The sequence below is a fragment of the Pseudomonas sp. BNK-44-b genome (assembly GCF_047456245.1).
In the GTDB taxonomy this organism is placed as follows: domain Bacteria; phylum Pseudomonadota; class Gammaproteobacteria; order Pseudomonadales; family Pseudomonadaceae; genus Aquipseudomonas; species Aquipseudomonas machongensis.
Genome location: NZ_CP179908.1, coordinates 4,191,644 through 4,210,945 on the forward strand (window position 1 = coordinate 4,191,644; position 19,302 = coordinate 4,210,945).

The following is a 19,302-nucleotide window of genomic DNA, read 5'->3' on the forward strand; positions in this document are numbered from 1 at the left end:
CATGAAAAAGACAATCGCCTTGCTGCTGGGCGCGGCACTGCTATGCGCAGGTTTTGCCCAAGCTGCAGAAAAACCCCTGGTGCGCATCGGCGCGCGGGTGTTCACCGAGCAGACCGTGCTCGCCGAAATCACTGCCCAGTACCTGCGTGCCAACGGCTTCCAGGTCCGAGTCACCGGCGGGTTGGGCAGCAGCCTGGCGCGCCAGGCCCACGAAACCGGGCAGCTCGACCTGATGTGGGAATACACCGGAGTATCGCTGGTCTCCTACAACCACATCGAGGAACGCATGCCCAGCGCCGAAGCGACCTACAACAAGGTCAAGGCCCTGGATGCGAAGAAGGACCTGATCTGGCTGACCCCCTCCAAGTTCAGCAACACCTATGCCCTGGCCCTGCCACGCAAGGTCGCCGAAGCCTACCCGCAGGTCACCACCATCAGCCAGCTGAACCAGGTGTTGCAGGACGAACAGGCGCGCAAGCACCTGGTGGCGCTGGACACCGAGTTCGCCAATCGCCCCGACGGTCTCGATGGCCTGCAGGCGATGTACGGCATGCAACTGGGGCGCGCCAACATCCGCCAGATGGATGCGGGCCTGGTCTACACCGCCCTGCGCAACAACCAAGTGTTCGCCGGCCTGGTCTACACCACCGACGGTCGCCTCAGCGCCTTCGACCTCAAGCTGCTGGACGACGACAAGCACTACTTCCCCGACTACACCGCCGCGCCGGTGGTGCGCAAGGCCGTGCTCGACGCCCATCCGCAACTGGCCGACCTGCTCAAGCCGCTGGCCGAGACGCTCGACGACGAGACCATGCGCCAGCTCAACGCCAAGGTCGATGTCGAGCACCAGAGCCCGTCCAGCGTGGCGGCCGCTTTCCTGCGTGAACATGCCTTCAGCGAGGTCGCGCGATGAACCTGATCGATACTTTCGCCCATCTCGACTGGGCCCTGGTCCTGCAACTGACCGGGCAACACATCATGCTGGTCGGCATCGCCGTCAGCCTGGCCATCGTCATCGGCGTGCCGCTGGGCATCCTGATGACCCGCTTCCCGGTACTCGCCGGCCCGCTGCAAGCCAGCGCCACGGTATTGCTGACCATCCCGTCGATTGCCCTGTTCGGCCTGCTGCTGCCGTTCTACAGCAAGTTCGGCCAGGGCCTCGGCCCGCTGCCGGCGATCACGGCGGTGTTCCTTTATTCGCTGCTGCCGATCCTGCGCAACACCTACCTGGCCCTGACCAACGTCGAGCCTGGTATCCGCGAAGCGGCACGCGGCATCGGCATGACCTTCGGCCAGCGCCTGCGCATGGTCGAGCTGCCCATCGCCGTACCTGTGATCCTCGCCGGCGTGCGCACCGCCGTGGTGATGAACATCGGCGTGATGACCATCGCCGCGACCATCGGTGCCGGTGGCCTGGGTGTGCTCATTCTCACCTCCATCAGCCGCAGCGACATGTCGATGCTGCTGGTCGGCGCCGTACTGGTGAGCCTGCTGGCGATCATCGCCGACCTGCTCCTGCAAACCCTGCAACGTGCCCTGACTCCAGAAGGACTGCGCTCATGATCGAACTCAAGAACCTCAGCAAGACCTTCAACGTCAACGGCAAGGACGTCAAAGCCGTCGACTCGGTCAGCCTCACCGTCAACGAAGGCGAAATCTGCGTGTTCCTCGGCCCTTCTGGCTGCGGCAAGAGCACCACGCTGAAGATGATCAACCGCCTGATCACCCCGACCTCCGGCCAGGTGTTCATCAATGGCGAGGACACCACCGGCCTCGACGAAGTGACCCTGCGCCGGCACATCGGCTACGTGATCCAGCAGATCGGTCTGTTCCCCAACATGACCATCGAGGAAAACATCACCGTGGTGCCGCGCCTGCTCGGCTGGGACAAGCAGCGCTGCCATGACCGCGCCCGCGAGCTGATGAGCATGATCAAGCTCGAGCCCAAGCAGTACCTGCAGCGCTACCCGCGCGAACTGTCGGGTGGCCAGCAGCAGCGTATCGGCGTGATCCGCGCGCTGGCGGCCGAGGCCCCGGTGCTGCTGATGGACGAGCCGTTCGGTGCGGTCGACCCGATCAACCGCGAGATGATCCAGAACGAGTTCTTCGAGATGCAGCGGGCGCTGAACAAGACCGTGATCATGGTCAGCCACGACATCGACGAGGCCATCAAGCTGGGCGACAAGATCGCCATCTTCCGCGCAGGCAAGCTGCTGCAACTGGACCACCCGGACACGCTGCTGGCGCACCCGGTGGACGACTTCGTCAGCAACTTCGTCGGCCAGGACAGCACCCTCAAGCGCCTGCTGCTGGTGCGCGCAGAAGATGCCGCGGACAACGCGCCGTCGGTCAGCCCCGAGACCCCGGTGAGCGAGGCGCTGGAGTTGCTCGACGAGCACGACCGCCGCTACGTGGTGGTCACAGATGCGGCGAACAAGGCGATGGGGTATGTGCGCCGGCGCGACATGCACCGCCAGCAAGGCACCTGTGGGGACTTCCTGCGATCGTTCAATGCCACCGCATCCCATGACGAGCACCTGCGCATCCTGTTGTCGCGCATGTACGAGTTCAATCGGGCCTGGTTGCCGGTGCTGGATGCCGAGCAGGTGTTTCTTGGCGAGGTGACCCAGGAGTCCATTGCGGCCTACCTGAGTTCCGGGCGCTCGCGCGGGGCCAAGACCAGCATCGTGTCGCCTGCCGAGGCGGTGGCGCTTTAGATTGCCGGGGGCGCTTTGCGCCCCGGCAATGTCGAAGCAAATCCTGGATAGGTAGTGCTTGGACGGGCCTATTCGCGGGCAAGCCCGCTCCCACAGGTACAGCGCCAGCCTCAGGGCTTGCATAGGACCTGTGGGAGCGGGCTTGCCCGCGAATGGGGCGACTCGGTATCAGAACCCTACACTGGCCTGCACATAGAAAGTGCGCGGCTCACCCACGTACAACCCCGCGTTGTTGTCGCTGGAACGGGTGTAGTACTGCTTGTCGAAGATGTTCTTCACCCCCGCCGCCAGCTTCAGGTTCGACAGCTGCGGGCCGAAGTCATAGCCACCACGCGCATGCCAGGTCACGTAGCCCGGAATGTTGCCGTACTGTCCATCGGCGCTCGGCTGGGTGATGTAGTTGCCGGTGAAGCTGCCGTCGGCATTGACCCCGGTGCCCGGTGCGCGCTGCTTGGATTGGGCATAGGCATCCAGGTTCCAGGTCCAGCGGTTGATCTGGTAACGCAGCCCGGCCGTGGCCACCTGGCGCGAGTAGAACGGCAGGTCGCGGCCCTTGAAGCCAGGGATCTCACCTTCATAGGTAGCACGGGTGTAGGTGAAGCCGGCGTTGGCCGACAGGCCGTCCAGTCGCGGATCCAGGCCGGCCAGGTCATAGCGCACCGATGCCTCGATACCCTGGTGCTTGGTCGCGCCCAGGTTGGTCCAGCCCACGTCGTTGCTGATGTACTGCAGTTCGTCGTCGAAGTCGATGTAGAACGCAGTCAGCTCGCCAGCGAAGTGGCCGTCGTCATAGCGGGTACCGATCTCATAGGTCTTGGCTTTCTCCGGCTCCAGGCCGTTGGCGGTGTTGTCACCCGAGCCGCCCTGGCCCAGCTGGAAGTACTGCAGGCTACCGAACGAGGTCTCGTAATTGGCGAACAATTTCCACGCCTCGGACATGTGGTACATCACGCTCAGGGCCGGCAGCGGCTCGTTGCTGGTGATGCTGCGGTTCTTCTCCGGCACCGGGCGGTTGTTGGTGTCCAGCACCGGACGGTCGCGCCAGTCAGTGTTGATGTGCTCGAAGCGGATGCCCGGGGTGATGGTCCAGTTGCCGACGTCGATCTTGTCATCGATGTAGTAGGCACTGGCCTCGGTACCACCGGTACGGTCCTGGTAGACGTGGCCATCGGAGGTCGGGGTGACGGTCGGCACGTTGTCGATCAGCGCCAGGCGTGATGCCTGCTCGCGCATGGTTTCCTTCAGGTAGCGATAACCGACGCTGACTTCCTGGGTCACAGGCCCGGTGAAGAAGACCCGCGACACGCGTGGCTCGATACCGAAGGTGGTGTAGTTACGCGGGAACGACGACAGGGTGCGCTGGTCGCGGGCGGCAATGGCGCTGCCGCGGAAGCTGTCGGTGTAGTAGGTCAGCACTTCGAACTGAGTGGCTTCGTCGAGCTGGCGCTGCCACTTGAACGACACGTCCTTGCGACGGCCGCTGAAGTAGTCGTAGTCGCGCACAGACTGGTACGGATCGCGGTCGAACTGCGCCTGGGTCAGGCCACCGGGCATGTCGGCGCGGCCGTCATAGTAGTGGAAGTTGAGCCAGAACTCGTCGCTGTCGGTGGGTGCCCAGTGGGTCTTGAGCAGCACGTCATCGATGTCGTTGTCGTTGTTGCTGCGGCGGTAGCCGTTACCGTTGACGCCGGAGTACAGCAACGCGACGCCGATGCCGTTGTCGGCAGTACCGCCGACGAAGGCCGACTCTGTGTGTTTCCAGCCACCGTACCTGGAGGTTTCCAGGGTGGTGCCCAGCTCGGCCGTGGCTTTTTCAGGGATCGCCCGGGTGACGAAGTTGATGACCCCGCCGACGTTCTGCGGGCCATAACGCACCGAGCCTGCACCGCGGACCACGTCGATGCTGTCGAGGTTGCCCGAGGAGATCGGCGCCATCGACAACTGCGGCTGGCCATAAGGAGCAAAGGCCGCCGGCACGCCGTCGATCAGCACGGTCGAGCGTGGCGACAGGCGCGAGGTCAGGCCGCGCACCCCGACGTTGAGCGACAGATCACTGCCGCCGGTGCCGTTGGAGTCCTGTACCTGCACACCCGGGATACCACGCAGCGCGTCGCGCACGTTCATGGTGCCCTGCTCGACCATTTCCTGGCGGCGCACCACGGTACGCGCACCGGGGTGGTTCTGCACCACGGTCTGGTCGGCATCGCCCAACCAGTCACCCACCACCTTCACATCCGTAGGCGCCAGTTCCAGGCTACCGGTGGTCAAGGTGCCAGCGCTCTGCACCGGCTTGACCACCACGGTGTCCTGGGACATCTCGTAGGTCAGCCCGCTGCCTTGCAGCAACTGTTGCAGCGCCTGCTCGGGGGCCAGGTTACCGGACACCGCCGGCGCCTGTTTGCCGGCCACCAGGTCCGGGCTGAAGAACAGTTGCAGGTTGGTCTGCTGGCCAAGCTGGGCCAAGGCCTGGGCCAGCGGTTGGGCCTGGATCTGGATGGCGGCCGGGGCCTGGGCGGCATAACCGTGGGTGGCAGCGGCGCTGACCGCCAGGGCTAGCGCCAGGCGGCGCAGATGAAGCAGGGGCTTGTTGTTGTTCACGTCTTCGATCAGTCCTGAAAGTCGGGATGAATGCCAACCGCATGCAAATGTAAATGCTTGGCAGTTGCAGCTGGCGGGGAAGACGAACGAGGCGAAAAAAACCTGAATTTATTTCGCGATTATTTCGCTGGAGCCGTCGGAGTGGGTTTTCACGGCCACCGGCAGGATGTTCGGCAGGGCCCGCAGCAGCGCATCCGGATCGTCAGTGCTGAAGGTGCTGGAAAGGCGCAGGTTGGCAACCTTGCCCGGTGCGACATACAGCGGATGGCGGCGGTAGCGCGAGACTTCACTGACCACTTCGGCGAGGGTGGCGTTGTCGAACACCAGCTTGCCCTGGCGCCAGGCGGTGAGCGTGGCGGCGTTGATCGTGTAGGGCGCGGCAACCTTGCCCTGGTGGTCGATATGCGCGCCCTGCCCTGCCCCCAACTGCGCCAGCGAGCCCGCCGCGCCCTCGACCTTCACCGACCCCTGCTCGACGGCAACCCGGGTCAGGCCGTTGTCCTGACGCACGTCGAAACGGGTGCCGGTGACGGTGACGCTGCCTTGCGCGGTATCGACCACGAACGGTCGGCTGCTGTCGTGGGCGACGCTGAACATCGCCTCGCCGGCCAGCAGCCGCAGTTGCCGGCGCCCGGCGCTGAACGCAACGTCGATGCGCGTGGCACTGTTGAGCTCCAGGCGCGAGCCGTCCGGGAGCTCGAACAGGCGCCGCTCGCCCGCCTGCGTGGCGAGCACGTCGTGGTGGTTCATTTGCTGGTACTGCCAGCCGCCCCAACCCAGGCCAAGCGCAGCCAGCGCCACCCCCGCGGCCAGGGCCTGGCGCAGCAGGCGCCTGCGCGGCAGTTGGCGCACTGGCTCTGGTTCGCACAAGGCTTCGAGGCGCTCGGGAGGGATGAAATCGGCTGCACACCACAACCTGCCGAGCAGTTCGTATTCCTGCCGGTGCTCGGGGCGCTCGTCCAGCCAATGCTGCAGACGCTCGCGCAGGGCGCTGTCATCGGGCGCGTCCTGCATGCGAACAAACCAGGCGGCGGCCTGTTCGCGCGGGTTGTCGGCGCCTTGCTGATTCATCGAAAGGGTCTCCTGACTCATCTGGTAGTCACGTCCAGGTGCTCACGCAGATGTCGGAGCGTGCGAATCATATACTTTTCGACCATGTTCTTGGTCAAACCCATGCGCTCGGCGATCTCGGCCTGGGTCAAGCCTTCGAGCTTCTGCCAGATGAACACCCGCCGACAGTTGACCGGCAGTTGCGCCAGCGCCCGCTCGACCGTGTCGGCCAACTCCAGCGCGTGCATATAGGCTTCCGGGTCGCCGCCATGGCCGGTGCCTTCATCGAACAGTTCAATTTCCAGGGCCTGACGGCGGTCTTCGCGACGGAAACCATCCACCGCAATATTGCGCGCGGTCTGGTGCAGATAGGCGCGCGGCTGCTCGACCTGCTCGCGCGGATTTTCCAGTACGCGGACGAAGGCATCGTGGGCGAGATCCTCGGCCTGCTGACGACTGCGCAACTTGCGCGTCCAGGTGCCGATCAGCTCGTGATAGTGGTCGAGAAAGCCTTTGTGTCCGGACACGGTCTGGCTCGTCAGGGAGGCGGGGACAAGAAGTCGCAAATAGTAATACTTCTTATTAAAAGCGGCAAATCGGCGTGTGCCTGTTCGACCGAGGGCATTTTTTTGCCTTGGTAACAAAAAATTTATCGATGGATTCCGGCACGGATGTACCCGCTCTGCGTGGCCATAAATATGAACACCCAAGTGCTTTTCGCGAACGAGTACGGCGCCGCCAAAACACCGTGACGCCTATGAAAACGGGTTCGCTGGCGAACGGGCCGACATGCTCCATTCCACAATTCTTTACGCTGGAATTGGCCTGGGGAACATCTGCCGGTCACACGAGTCGGTTATTCAAATGGCTGCTCGTCGATTGCACCGGAACACGCCGGGATTGCGGGTTGATTCTGCATTCCTCACGCCCTAAAGTGCGCGCCGAACGTCCATGCTGGAAACGATCCATCCGGCTCAAGTACTGACGACGAGACAGCAAGGCCGCCGCTTTTTACAGCGACCTTTTTGCTTTCGGCGACATGCCTTGGGAAGTAGGCGAACCAAAGTGGGGATACGGAGGACGTTCAGTTTGCAGCCACTTATCTTTTCAGTTTGCCCATGGAGTCCCTAAGCATGTCGATCCAGGTCGAAGACTATTTCGCGCGCGATACCTTCCAGAAAATGAAGGCGTTCGCCGACAAGCAGGAAACCCCGTTCGTACTCATCGACACCCAGATGATCAGCCAGGCCTACGACGACCTGCGCGCGGGCTTCGAATTCGCCAAGGTCTACTACGCAGTCAAGGCCAACCCGGCGGTCGAGATCATCGACCTGCTCAAGGATAAAGGCTCGAGCTTCGACATCGCCTCGATCTACGAGCTGGACAAGGTGCTGGGCCGTGGTGTCAGCGCCGACCGCATCAGCTACGGCAACACCATCAAGAAGTCCAAGGACATCCGCTACTTCTACGAGAAGGGCGTGCGTCTCTACGCCACCGACTCCGAAGCCGACCTGCGCAACATCGCCAAGGCCGCACCGGGCTCGAAGGTGTACGTGCGTATCCTCACCGAAGGCTCGACCACTGCCGACTGGCCGCTGTCGCGTAAATTCGGTTGCCAGACCGACATGGCCATGGACCTGCTGATCCTGGCCCGTGACCTGGGCCTGGTGCCCTACGGCATCTCCTTCCACGTCGGTTCCCAGCAGCGCGACATCAGCGTCTGGGACGCGGCCATCGCCAAGGTCAAGGTGATCTTCGAGCGCCTGAAGGAAGAAGACGGCATCGAACTGAAGCTGATCAACATGGGCGGCGGCTTCCCGGCCAACTACATCACCCGCACCAACAGCCTGGAAACCTACGCCGAAGAGATCATCCGCTTCCTCAAGGAAGACTTCGGTGACGACCTCCCGGAAATCATCCTGGAGCCGGGCCGCTCGCTGATCGCCAACGCCGGTATCCTGGTCAGCGAAGTGGTGTTGGTGGCGCGCAAGTCGCGCACCGCAGTCGAGCGCTGGATCTACACCGACGTGGGCAAGTTCTCCGGTCTGATCGAAACCATGGACGAAGCCATCAAGTTCCCGATCTGGACCGAGAAGAAAGGTGAAGCCGAAGAAGTGGTGATCGCCGGCCCGACCTGCGACAGCGCCGATATCATGTACGAGAACTACAAGTACGGCCTGCCGCTGAACCTGGCCATTGGCGACCGCCTGTACTGGCTGTCGACCGGCGCCTACACCACCAGCTACAGCGCAGTGGAGTTCAACGGTTTCCCGCCGCTGAAGGCGTTCTACCTGTAACACCCGAACGGGGCCGCAAGGCCCCGTTCTCGTTTGTGGCGTCCTGTACTGGCCCCTTCGCGGGTACAGCGCCAGATTTCAATGTGGCGCGGTCCCTGTGGGAGCGGGTTTACCCGCGAAGAGGCCAGTACAGGCGACATCATTCTTCGCGCCGCTCCAGTTCCTCGGCATAGCGCGCGGCAAAGCTCATCAGCACCGGCCCTGCGTTCTGTAACGTCACCAATGCACTGCGCAGAAAGCTCAGGTTGCCCTCCCCTCGCGCCCGCTCGAACCATGGCGCAGCCTCGGCGACCTCACCTCGCTCCACCAGCACCAGCGCCAAACTGAACATTCCGCGAAAATCCCCCGCCTCGGCCGAACGCCGATACCAGCGCACCGCCCGCACCGGGCTCGCGGTCGTGGCGATGCCCTGCTCCAGGTAACGTCCGTACAGGTTCATCGACTTGGCATGTCCCATGTGCGCCGCCTTCTCGTAGCAGAACAGCGCCTGCGCCTGGTTCACCGGCACTCCACGTCCGGTCGCCAGCAGGTTGCCCAGATTGTAGAGGCCCCACTCGGAGTCGGCATCGGCGGCCTGTGCGTAATGGATGGCCGCCTGGGTCAGGTCGATCTCCCCACCCCAGCCGTGCTCCAGGCAACGCCCCAGCATGTTGAAGGCCATGGCATTGCCAGCCTGCGCGGCAATGGCGAACCAATGCCGCGCCAAGCGTTCATCCTGTTCGATACCGTGCCCGTCGAGCAGGATCTGCCCAAGCAATGCCTGCGCCTCGACCACACCTTGCCCCGCTGCGGCAAGAATCGCCTGGGCGGCCTTGCCAGGGCTGTGCTCGAGCATGGCCTTTAGCTTGGCGACATCGATCACATCCTCGCGCCGCAACTGATACGACATGCTCAAACCTCCGCCCAGCGACGCAACAGGTTGTGGTAGGTGCCGGTCAGCTGCAGCAGCGACGGATGATCGGGCACATCGGCACCGAGCTGGCGTATGGCGTTGTCCATCTCGAACAGCAGCGTGCGCTGGCCATCGTCGCGCACCAGGCTCTGGGTCCAGAAGAACGCCGCGTAACGCTCGCCACGGGTCACCGGGTTGACCTTGTGCAGGCTGGTGCCTGGATACAGCACCATGTCGCCTGCCGCCAGCTTGACCTGCTGCACACCGTAGGTGTCCTGGATCACCAGTTCGCCGCCGTCGTAGCTGTCCGGCTCACTGAGAAACAGCGTGGACGAAAGGTCGGTGCGCACCCGCTCGGGGCTGCCCTTGGGCTGGCGCAATGCATTGTCGATGTGGAAGCCGAAGTTGCCACCCTCGCGGTAGCAATTGACCAGCGGCGGGAACACCTTGTGCGGCAACGCCGCCGACATGAACAGCGGATTGCGCCATAGCCGGTCGATCAGCGCGCTGCCGATCTCCTTGGCCAGGGCGTGGCCTTCGGGCAGTTGCAGGTTGTGCTTGGCCTTGGCCGACTGGTAGCCGGCAGTGACCTTGCCATCGGCCCAGTCGGCCTGCTCCAGCGCCTGGCGGATGCGGGAAATCTCGTCGGCGTCGAACAGGCCGGGGATGTGCAGAAGCATGCGCGGATTACCTGGCAGAGGGCAAAGGCCCCAATGATATTGATTCCCTTTTGCGACAGGCAAGTGCCGTTTGGGCAATCCCTTTGATACAGATGGCGGGCGCAGACGCATGAACCCGGAAAAACCGTAAGGGCAAAATGTAAAGATTGTAAGTTTCTTGCGAATGGTAACGAGTCTCAATTGTTACTTACAATTGCTTACATTAACATCCGCGGCCTTCACACCTTGGGGAAGGTCAAAAACAACATGCGCCACGTACCATCCGCTGTCAGCTCTCCACGCCTGCTCACCTGCGCCATCGGCGTCGCCATCAGCGCGACCTCGGCCTATGCCGCCGACCCCGCAGCCCAGCCCGTGACGCTCGACGCCACCAGCGTCAACGGCAAGGCCGAACAGGCGAGCACCGAGTACAAGGTCGAGAAAGCCTCCTCGCAGAAATACACTGCGCCGCTGGTGGACACCCCGCGCTCGGTCACGGTGATCCCGCAGCAGGTGATCAAGGACACCAACGCCCTGAGCCTGCAGGATGCACTGCGTACCGTACCAGGTATCACCTTCGGTGCCGGCGAAGGCGGCAACCCGCAAGGCGACCGCCCCTTCATCCGCGGCTTTGACGCCCAGGGCGATACCTACCTGGACGGCGTGCGCGACACGGGTGCACAGACACGCGAGATCTTCGCCATCGAATCGGTGGAAGTGGCCAAGGGCCCGAACTCTGCGATTGGCGGGCGCGGCGCGGCAGGCGGCACCATCAACCTGGTGAGCAAGCGCGCCCACCTGGGCAACTCGCTCGACGGCGCCTGGACCTGGGGCAGTGACCAGACCCAGCGCTACACCTTCGATGGCAACTACCAGTTCAGCGACAGCGTTGCCGGGCGCCTCAACCTGATGACCCACGAGAGCAACGTCGCCGGGCGCGACAAGGTCAATTACGACCGTTGGGGCATCGCCCCGTCGCTGGCCTTCGGCCTGGGCACCCCGACCCGCGTCAACCTCGACTACTACCACCTGGAAAGCGACGACCTGCCGGATTCGGGCATCCCCTACACCGTACCGGCCGGCGGCACCGGCGCCCGTACCTCGGCCAACCCGAGCAAGCCTTACGCAGGTGGCGACCACGACAACTTCTACGGCCTGACCGGCCGCGACTTCCGCAAGTCGCGGGTAGACATCGCCACCATCGCCGTCGAACACGACCTGTCGGACTCGCTGACCATCAAGAACACCCTGCGCCACGGCAACAGCATGCAGGACTACATCCTCACCCAGCCGGACGACAGCAAGGGCAACGTCAACAACGGCAGTGTCTGGCGCCGCGCCAATACCCGCGTAGGCAATACCGCCACTACCACCAACCAGACCGACCTGTTCGGCGAGTTCTACCTGGGCGGCCTGAAGAACAGCTTCTCCACCGGCATCGAACTGAGCCGCGAAGAAAGCGAACGGTCCTCCTACAACGTCAACACCGACACCACGCCAGCCTCGCCCGGCAACGCCAGCACCAACTGCACCCCGGGCATGATCGTCTCCAGCGGCTACAACTGCACCTCGCTGAGCAACCCCAACCCGGACGACCCGTGGAACGGCGCGATCTCGCGCAACTACGCAGGCACCACCACCAACAGCAAGACCCGCGCGCTGTACGTCTTCGACACCCTCGAACTGACCCCGCAGTGGCTGCTGAACATGGGCCTGCGCTACGACCACTTCGACACCGACTACAAGACCTATACCGCAGCCGGCGCCACCACGGCCAAGGGCCGCGACAAGAGCGAGTTCCTCACCGGCCAGTTGGGCCTGGTGTGGAAACCGGCCGACAACGGCAGCATCTACGTGTCCTACGCCACCTCAGCCACGCCACCGGGCGCGATGCTCGGCGAAGGCCAGGAAGGCAACCCGCTGCCGGGCACCCCGGACCGTTCGGGCAACCTGCTGTCCAGCGACCTGGAACCCGAAGAAACCACCAACTACGAGATCGGTACCAAGTGGGACCTGCTTGACCAGCGCTTGTCCCTGGCCGCTGCGCTGTTCCGCACCGAAAAGGAAAACGCCCGCGTCCAGGTGAACACCACCACCTACGAGAACGTCGGCGAAACTCGCGTGCAGGGCATCGAGCTGTCGGCCAGCGGCAAGCTCACCGACAAGTGGCAGGTGTTCGCCGGCTACACCTACATGCAGGCACGCCAGATCGACGGTGGCCCGCTGGGCAAGGCCAACGACGGCAACCAGCTGCCGAACACGCCGAACAACAGCGCCAGCCTCTGGACCACCTACGCCATCACACCGAAGCTGACCGTTGGCGGCGGCGCCTTCTATGTGGATGACGTGTATGGCAGCGTGGCCAACACCACCATGGTCGACAGCTACGTGCGCTACGACGCCATGGCAGCGTACAAGCTGACCAAGAACGTCGATCTGCAACTGAACGTGCAGAACCTGACCAACGAGGTGTACTACGACAAGGCCTTCTCCACCCACTTCGCCAACCAGGCGGCCGGGCGTACGGCGCTGCTGACCACCAGCGTGCATTTCTGACCTGAACGCCCTGGCGTCTGCCAGGGCCCCATCGCGGGACAAGCCCGCTCCTACAATGACTTCGCTGTCATCCACGATAGCGCGGTCCTTGCAGGAGCGGGCTTGTCCTGCGATGGGGCCATCAATCGCAACACAAGGCATAATGCCCCCGCGCAGTAGCACAAGGTGATCGATGTGGTGAAGAAGTCGCTGTTCCAATTGCACTGGTTCTTTGGCATCACCGCCGGCCTGGTGCTGGCGCTGATGGGCATCACCGGTGCGATCTGGTCGTTCCAGGAAGAACTGCTGCGCCTGTTCAACGCCGATGTGCTCAAGGTCGAGGTGCGCCAGGAGGGTGTGCTGCCGCTGCCGGAACTGGTGCGCCGTGCGGAACTGGCCCAGGGTGACAAGGTGGCGATGCTCTGGGTCGATACCCACGCCGACACTGCCGCACGCCTCTTCTTCACCCCGCCGCCCGGCGAACGCCGCGGTGAGCTGCGTTATGCCGACCCATACACTGGCGAGCTCAAGGGTGAAGTGACGGGCCTGGGCTTTTTCAACCTCATGCTGCAGTTGCACCGTTTCCTGGCCATGGGCGATACCGGCCGGCAGATCACCGGTGCCTGCACCCTGATGCTGATCTTCTTCTGCCTCTCCGGCCTGTACCTGCGCTGGCCGCGCCGGGCCTTGAACTGGCGGGTCTGGCTGAGCTTCGACTGGGCCAAGAAAGGCCGCGCCTTCAACTGGGACCTGCACGCCGTTGCCGGGACCTGGTGCCTGCTGTTCTACCTGCTGTTTGCCCTGACTGGCCTGTTCTGGTCCTACGACTGGTACCGCGAGGGCCTGAACAAACTGCTCGCCGACAAACCCGCAGCCGGCGAGCAGCATCAGCGCGGCGCAGGTCGCGGCCGGCCCGGGCCACAAGCAGCGGATGCCAAGGCGGCGCCGCTGGTGGTCGACTACGACGCCATCTGGAGCAATCTGAAGGATGCCGCAGGCCCACGCCTTGCCAGCTACAACCTGCGCCTGCCACCTGGCGGCGGGCAGCCGGCGACGCTGTTCTACCTGCTCGATGATTCGGCCCACGAACGCGCCTTCAACACCGTGACGCTTGACCCCGCCACCGGCCAGATCAAGCGTCACGAGCGCTATACCGACAAGTCGTTCAAAGCCCAACTGCTACAGAGCGTCTACGCCCTGCACGTGGGCAGCTATTTCGGTTTGCCGGGCAGGATCATCCTCACCATCGCCAGCCTGACCATGCCGCTGTTCTTCGTCACCGGCTGGCTGCTGTATCTCGATCGCCGCCGCAAGAAGCGCCAGGTCCGTGCCGCCCGAGGCTCGGTCGACACCGCCCACGCCAACGGCGACAGCTGGCTGATCGGCTTCGCCAGCCAGAGTGGCCTGGCCGAGCAACTGGCCTGGCAGAGCGCAGGGCAGTTGCAGGCGGCGGGCTTGCCGGTACAGGTGCGCTCGCTCGCCGAGCTGGGCGAGGACGAGCTGCGCCAGGCCCGTCGCGCGCTGTTCGTGGTCAGCACCTTCGGTGATGGCGAGGCGCCTGACAGCGCCCGCGGCTTCGAGCGCAAGGTGCTGGGCCAGCCCTGGGCCCTGCAACACCTGAACTACGCCCTGCTCGCCCTGGGCGATCGGCAGTATCCGCATTTCTGCGGTTTCGCCCGGCGTTTGCAGGCCTGGCTGGCCGAGCGTGGCGCGACCACCGCGTTCAGCCCGATCGAAGTCGACAGTGCCGACCAGAACGCCCTGCAACAATGGCAGCAGGCCCTGGGGCAACTGACCGGCGCACGTCCGCTCGCCGCCTGGCAACCGCCCAGCTACGGCAACTGGCGCCTGGTACGACGGGAGCGCCTCAACCCCGGTAGCCAGGGCGCACCGGTGTACTTGCTGGGCCTGAGTGCCGAACACCCAAGCGTCTGGGACGCTGGCGACCTGGTCGAGGTGCTGCCCCGCCACAGCCAGGCGCGGATCGATGCCTTCCTGCAAGGGTTGGGGCTCGATGCGAATCTGCCGGTGCAACTTGAGGGTCTTGTCGAGCCGCTTGGCCAGGCGCTGGCCAGTCGCCAGTTGCCAACCAGCCGCGAGCATCTGGTCGGCCTGCACGCCCAGGCCCTGGTCGATTCGCTGATTCCACTCGGTGCCCGCGAATACTCCATCGCCTCGATCGCCAGCGACGGCGTGCTGGAACTGATCGTGCGCCAGGAGCGTCATGCCGATGGCAGCCTCGGGCTGGGCTCCGGCTGGCTGACCGAATACCTGCCCATGGACGGCCATGCCAGCCTGCGTCTGCGCCGCAACAGCAGCTTCCACCTGCCGGCCGCCTCGGTACCGATGGTGCTGATCGGCAACGGGACTGGCCTGGCAGGCCTGCGCAGCCTGCTCAAGGCCCGGATCGCGAGTGGTGAGCAGCGCAACTGGCTGCTGTTCGGCGAACGCAACCGCGCCCACGACCTGCTCTGCGGCCGCGAGCTGCAAGGCTGGCTGGACAGCGGCGATCTGGCACGATTGGACCTGGCGTTCTCGCGAGACCAGGCGGAAAAGGTGTATGTGCAGGATGTGCTGTTGCAGCAAGGCGAAGAGCTGCGCAACTGGATCGACGAGGGTGCCTGTGTGTATGTCTGCGGCAGCCTACAAGGGATGGCAGGCGGCGTGGATGCAGCGCTGAAGGGGCTTCTTGGTGAAGAGCTCGTCGAGCGGCTGATCGAGGATGGGCGCTATCGGCGGGATGTGTACTGACCAGCGCCTGATGTATCGGTCTTTTCGCGGGCAAGCCCGCTCCCACAGGTAAAGCATTGAGTAACGCTTTACCTGTGGGAGCGGGCTTGCCCGCGAAAAGAGCACTGCAGTTTCAATGCAGCTCGAAGGTGTCGGCATCCAGGTTCGCCGGGAACTTGGCCCGATACGCCGCCAGGTCAGCGGCGCTCAACACCGCGCTGAACACCCCGTCGGCCTCCCCCGCACTCAGCAGGCTCTCGCCCTGGAAGTCCAGCACCTGGCTGTCACCCGAATAGGCAAAGCCTTTGCCGTCGGTCCCCACCCGATTCACCGCAGCCACGTAGCACAGGTTCTCGATCCCCCGCGCCGGCAGCAGCCGGTTCCAGTGCTGGCGCCGCGCGGCCGGCCAGTTCGCCGTGTACAGCAGCAGGTCGGTGTCCTGGGCGTCGCGGCTCCACACCGGGAAGCGCAGGTCGTAGCAGATCAGCGGGCGAACTCGCCAGCCCCTGAGCTCGAACTGCACCTGGCGCTCGCCAGGCGTGTAGTGCTTGTGCTCACCCGCCATGCGGAACAGGTGGCGCTTGTCGTAATGCAGCACCTCGCCGTCCGGTCGCGCCCACAGCAGGCGATTGCGATGGCTGCCGTCGGCGGCCTGGATGATCACACTGCCGGTGATCACCGCATCGATCTTCTTTGCCTGTGCCTTGAGCCACTTGTAGGTCGGACCCTGCTCGGGCTCGGCAAGGCGTTCGGACTCCATCGAGAAGCCAGTGGTGAACATCTCCGGCAGGATCACCAGGTCAGCGCCACGGGCCTGCTCCAGCAATACCTCGAAATGCGCATGGTTGCCCTCGCGGTCATGCCAGGCCAGGGTGGTCTGCACCAGGGCGAGCTTCAGGTTCGGCAGTTGACTCAGATCGCGCATAGTTTTTCCGCCGCCTGACGCAGCGTCTCCTCACGTTTGGCAAAGCACAGGCGCACCAGGCGTTGCTCGGGGATGGGGCGCTGGTAGAACACCGACACCGGGATGGTCGCCACACCGTGTTCGCGGGTCAGCCACAGGGCCATCTCCACATCATTGAGGTCGGGACGGATCGCCGAGTAATCCACCAACTGGAAATAGGTGCCCGCGGTGCGGGTGAAGGCAAATCGGGATGTTTGCAGCAGGTCGCAGAACAGGTCGCGCTTGGCCTGGTAGAAGCCTGGCAGTTCGTCGATATGCTCCGGGTGTTCGGCCATGAAGTCGGCCAGCGCCCATTGCAGCGGCGTCACGCCGCAGAAGTTGACGTACTGGTGGACCTTGCGCAGCTCAGCGCTCAGCGCAGGCGGTGCAATCACATAGCCGGTCTTCCAGCCGGTGACGTGGTAGGTCTTGCCGAACGAGCTGACCACGAAGGCCCTCGCATACAGCTGCGGGTGAGCCAGCACGCTGGCATGGCGTACGCCGTCGTAGACCAGGTGCTCGTAGACCTCGTCGCTCACCAGGTAGATGTCGCGCTCGGCAATCAAGGCGGCAAGCTGGTCGAGGTCTTCACGGGTGATCAGGGCACCGCTGGGGTTGTGCGGCGAGTTGAGGATGACCATGCGCGTGCGCGGGGTCAGGGCATCGCTGAACTTCTGCCAGTCGATGCGAAAATCGCCATCGCTCAGTTGCACATGCACGCAGCGACCACCGGCCAGCTCTACCGACGGCTCGTAGCTGTCGTACGACGGGTCGAAGACGATCACCTCGTCGCCAGCCTGGATCACCGCCTGGATCGCACAGAAGATCGCCTCGGTGGCGCCCGGCGTGATGGTCACTTCCTGATCGGCGTCCACCTGGGCGCCATAAAGCCGGGCGATCTTCGCCGCGACCTGCTGCCGCAACACCGGCAACCCGGTCATCGGCGCGTACTGGTTGTTGCCAGCGGCCACGTGTCGGCCGACCGCATCGAGCAGCGGCTGCGGGCCATTGAAATCGGGGAAACCCTGGGACAGGTTGAGCGCGCCGGTTTGCGCGGCGAGCTGGGACATGGTGGTGAAGATGGTCGTGCCGACGTTCGGCAGTTTGCTGCGGATCATGGAGCCCTCTTTCCTGCGGGGTGGTCCGGCACGGGGTGGAGTCCGAGCATAGCGGATCGGGCAGGCAGGAAAAAGGTTGAAACATTTAAAGGCTCATTCGTGGACAAGCCCGCTCCACAGGTCGTTCACAGATCTCAATGCCTGTGCCTTACCCAGTGGGAGCGGGCTTGCCCGCGAAGAAGCAGACGCGAGAATCAGCGCTTGTCTTTGCGCTTCTTCTCAGCTTTCTTGTGGTGCGACATCAAGCGACGCTTCTTGTTGACCTGGCGATCGGTGAGGGTGTTCTTGTTGCCCTCGTAGGGGTTTTCGCCGCCCTTGTACTCGATGCGGATCGGCGTACCGACCAGCTTCAGCACACGGCGGTAGGTGTTTTCCAGGTAGCGCGAGTAGGAACGCGGGATCTTGTCGGTCTGGTTACCGTGAATCACGATCAGCGGCGGGTTGGCGCCACCGAGGTGGGCATAGCGCAGCTTGATCCGACGACCATTGACCAGCGGCGGCTGGTGCTCGCTGATCGCATCTTCGAGGATCTGGGTCAGGCGGCTGGTCGGCCAGCGGGTGACCGCCGACTTGAACGCGGCCTGCACCGACTTGTACAGGTGGCCAACGCCAGTGCCGTGCAGGGCGGAGATGAAGTGGATATCGGCAAAGTCGACGAAGAACAGCCGGCGCTCCAGCTCGGTCTTCACGTAGTCGCGCTCGCCCGGCTCCATGCCGTCCCACTTGTTCAGTGCGATGACGATGGCACGGCCGGCGTCCAGGGCGAAGCCCAGCAGGTTCAGGTCATGGTCGACCACACCCTCGCGCGCGTCCATGACGAAGATCACCACGTTGGCGTCCTTGATCGCCTGCAGCGTCTTGACCACCGAGAACTTCTCGACTTCCTCGTGGATCTTGCCGCGTTTGCGCACCCCGGCAGTGTCGATGAAGGTGTACTTCTCGCCATCACGCTCGAACGGGATGTAGATACTGTCGCGGGTGGTGCCCGGCTGATCGTAGACCACCACGCGCTCTTCACCGAGCATACGGTTGACCAGCGTGGACTTGCCGACGTTGGGGCGACCAATGATGGCGATCTTGATGCCATCCTTCTCGCTCGGGCCGGGGATACGCACCGCTTCCTCGCCTTCGGCGACCTCGGCATCCAGCGCTTCCTCGACCTGGTCGCGCGGGATGTGGCCAAGCACGGCTTCCATCAGCGCGTTGATACCACGGCCTTGCGAGCCAGCGACAGGAATGGCGTTGCCCATACCCAGCGGCGAGAACTCGGCGCGGGCGACATCGGCATCGATGTTGTCGATCTTGTTGGCGACCAGGATCGCCTCTTTGTTCCGCTTGCGCAGGTGCTCGGCGATCATCTGGTCAGCGGCGGTCATGCCGGCGCGGGCATCGACCAGGAACAGCACATAGTCCGCTTCTTCGATGGCCATCAGCGACTGCTCGGCCATCTTCTCGTCCATGCCCACTTCGTCACCGGTGATACCGCCGGTGTCGATGAGGATGAACGAACGACCCTGCCAATTGGCATCGCCGTACTGGCGGTCACGGGTCAGGCCCGACAGGTCGCCGACGATGGCATCGCGGGTCTTGGTCAGGCGGTTGAACATGGTGGATTTGCCGACGTTCGGCCGTCCCACCAGGGCGATTACGGGAACCATGCGGCTCTCCATTCGTGAATTCTTGAAAATGCAAAGGCCGCTGCAAGGCAGCGGCCGGAGTTCGGGCGGCGCTTCCTGCGCCGCAGCCTGAAACCGATGACGGTC

The 19,302-nt window shown here is 63.9% G+C and carries 14 protein-coding genes; 6 read left to right on the plus strand and 8 right to left on the minus strand.

The annotated features are described in order from the left end of the window. The first annotated feature begins 1 nt into the window (after position 1). Genes ACMGGG_RS19250 through ACMGGG_RS19260 form a run of 3 tightly spaced genes read left to right on the plus strand, consistent with a single transcriptional unit; the run spans position 2 to position 2,717 of the window. On the plus strand, positions 2–913 hold the full coding sequence (locus ACMGGG_RS19250) for a glycine betaine ABC transporter substrate-binding protein (protein ID WP_054892570.1): 912 nt from the start codon (positions 2–4) through the stop codon (positions 911–913). Beyond that, the gene (locus ACMGGG_RS19255; RefSeq protein WP_054892569.1) at positions 910–1,563 is read left to right on the plus strand and encodes an ABC transporter permease; all 654 of its coding nucleotides are present in this window, start codon (positions 910–912) and stop codon (positions 1,561–1,563) included. The genes ACMGGG_RS19250 and ACMGGG_RS19255 overlap by 4 nt, the downstream gene beginning before the upstream one ends. After that, on the plus strand, positions 1,560–2,717 hold the full coding sequence (locus tag ACMGGG_RS19260; RefSeq protein WP_112899114.1) for a betaine/proline/choline family ABC transporter ATP-binding protein: 1,158 nt from the start codon (positions 1,560–1,562) through the stop codon (positions 2,715–2,717). The genes ACMGGG_RS19255 and ACMGGG_RS19260 overlap by 4 nt, the downstream gene beginning before the upstream one ends. A gap of 168 nt (positions 2,718–2,885) precedes the next feature. Here ACMGGG_RS19260 and ACMGGG_RS19265 read toward each other — a convergent pair whose 3' ends face one another. The 3 genes from ACMGGG_RS19265 to ACMGGG_RS19275 form a co-directional block, all read right to left on the minus strand. Further along, positions 2,886–5,315, minus strand: coding sequence for a TonB-dependent siderophore receptor (locus ACMGGG_RS19265; RefSeq protein ID WP_054892567.1), 2,430 nt, complete (start codon positions 5,313–5,315; stop codon positions 2,886–2,888). A 108-nt stretch (positions 5,316–5,423) separates the two neighbouring features. Beyond that, positions 5,424–6,386 (minus strand): FecR family protein, encoded by a 963-nt coding sequence (locus ACMGGG_RS19270; RefSeq protein ID WP_414154228.1) that lies wholly within the window; start codon positions 6,384–6,386, stop codon positions 5,424–5,426. Between the two features lie 17 nt (positions 6,387–6,403). Then, positions 6,404–6,892: a sigma-70 family RNA polymerase sigma factor gene (locus ACMGGG_RS19275; RefSeq protein ID WP_063546058.1), complete on the minus strand. Its 489-nt coding sequence runs from the start codon at positions 6,890–6,892 to the stop codon at positions 6,404–6,406. Positions 6,893–7,498: 606 nt separating this feature from the next. On the opposite strand from ACMGGG_RS19275, the gene ACMGGG_RS19280 reads away from it, so the two are divergent. Continuing rightward, the gene (locus ACMGGG_RS19280) at positions 7,499–8,662 is read left to right on the plus strand and encodes a type III PLP-dependent enzyme (protein WP_054892564.1); all 1,164 of its coding nucleotides are present in this window, start codon (positions 7,499–7,501) and stop codon (positions 8,660–8,662) included. A gap of 139 nt (positions 8,663–8,801) precedes the next feature. On the opposite strand, the gene ACMGGG_RS19285 is transcribed toward ACMGGG_RS19280, so the two are convergent. Together ACMGGG_RS19285 and ACMGGG_RS19290 are read right to left on the minus strand one after the other, a co-directional pair. Continuing rightward, complete coding sequence (locus ACMGGG_RS19285) at positions 8,802–9,551, minus strand: tetratricopeptide repeat protein (protein ID WP_414154229.1); 750 nt, start codon at positions 9,549–9,551, stop codon at positions 8,802–8,804. 2 nt (positions 9,552–9,553) lie between these two features. Beyond that, a complete protein-coding gene (locus ACMGGG_RS19290) occupies positions 9,554–10,234 on the minus strand; it encodes a Fe2+-dependent dioxygenase (RefSeq protein WP_065864131.1) in 681 nt (226 codons plus the stop codon). A gap of 246 nt (positions 10,235–10,480) precedes the next feature. Between ACMGGG_RS19290 and ACMGGG_RS19295 the strand changes: the two genes are divergently transcribed. Continuing rightward, complete coding sequence (locus ACMGGG_RS19295; protein ID WP_063546061.1) at positions 10,481–12,769, plus strand: TonB-dependent receptor; 2,289 nt, start codon at positions 10,481–10,483, stop codon at positions 12,767–12,769. Between the two features lie 174 nt (positions 12,770–12,943). Next, entirely contained in the window at positions 12,944–15,499 is a 2,556-nt protein-coding gene (locus tag ACMGGG_RS19300) for a PepSY domain-containing protein (RefSeq protein WP_414155826.1), read from the plus strand. A gap of 112 nt (positions 15,500–15,611) precedes the next feature. On the opposite strand, the gene ACMGGG_RS19305 is transcribed toward ACMGGG_RS19300, so the two are convergent. The 3 genes from ACMGGG_RS19305 to der form a co-directional block, all read right to left on the minus strand. Beyond that, positions 15,612–16,403 (minus strand): amidohydrolase, encoded by a 792-nt coding sequence (locus ACMGGG_RS19305; RefSeq protein WP_414154230.1) that lies wholly within the window; start codon positions 16,401–16,403, stop codon positions 15,612–15,614. After that, positions 16,391–17,539 carry a pyridoxal phosphate-dependent aminotransferase gene (locus tag ACMGGG_RS19310; RefSeq protein WP_151925204.1) on the minus strand — a complete coding sequence of 383 codons (1,149 nt, stop codon included), beginning with the start codon at positions 17,537–17,539 and terminating at the stop codon, positions 16,391–16,393. Before ACMGGG_RS19310 ends, ACMGGG_RS19305 begins: the two co-directional genes overlap by 13 nt. 194 nt (positions 17,540–17,733) lie before the next feature. Beyond that, positions 17,734–19,197, minus strand: coding sequence for a ribosome biogenesis GTPase Der (gene der, locus ACMGGG_RS19315; protein WP_414154231.1), 1,464 nt, complete (start codon positions 19,195–19,197; stop codon positions 17,734–17,736). Positions 19,198–19,302: the final 105 nt, after the last annotated feature.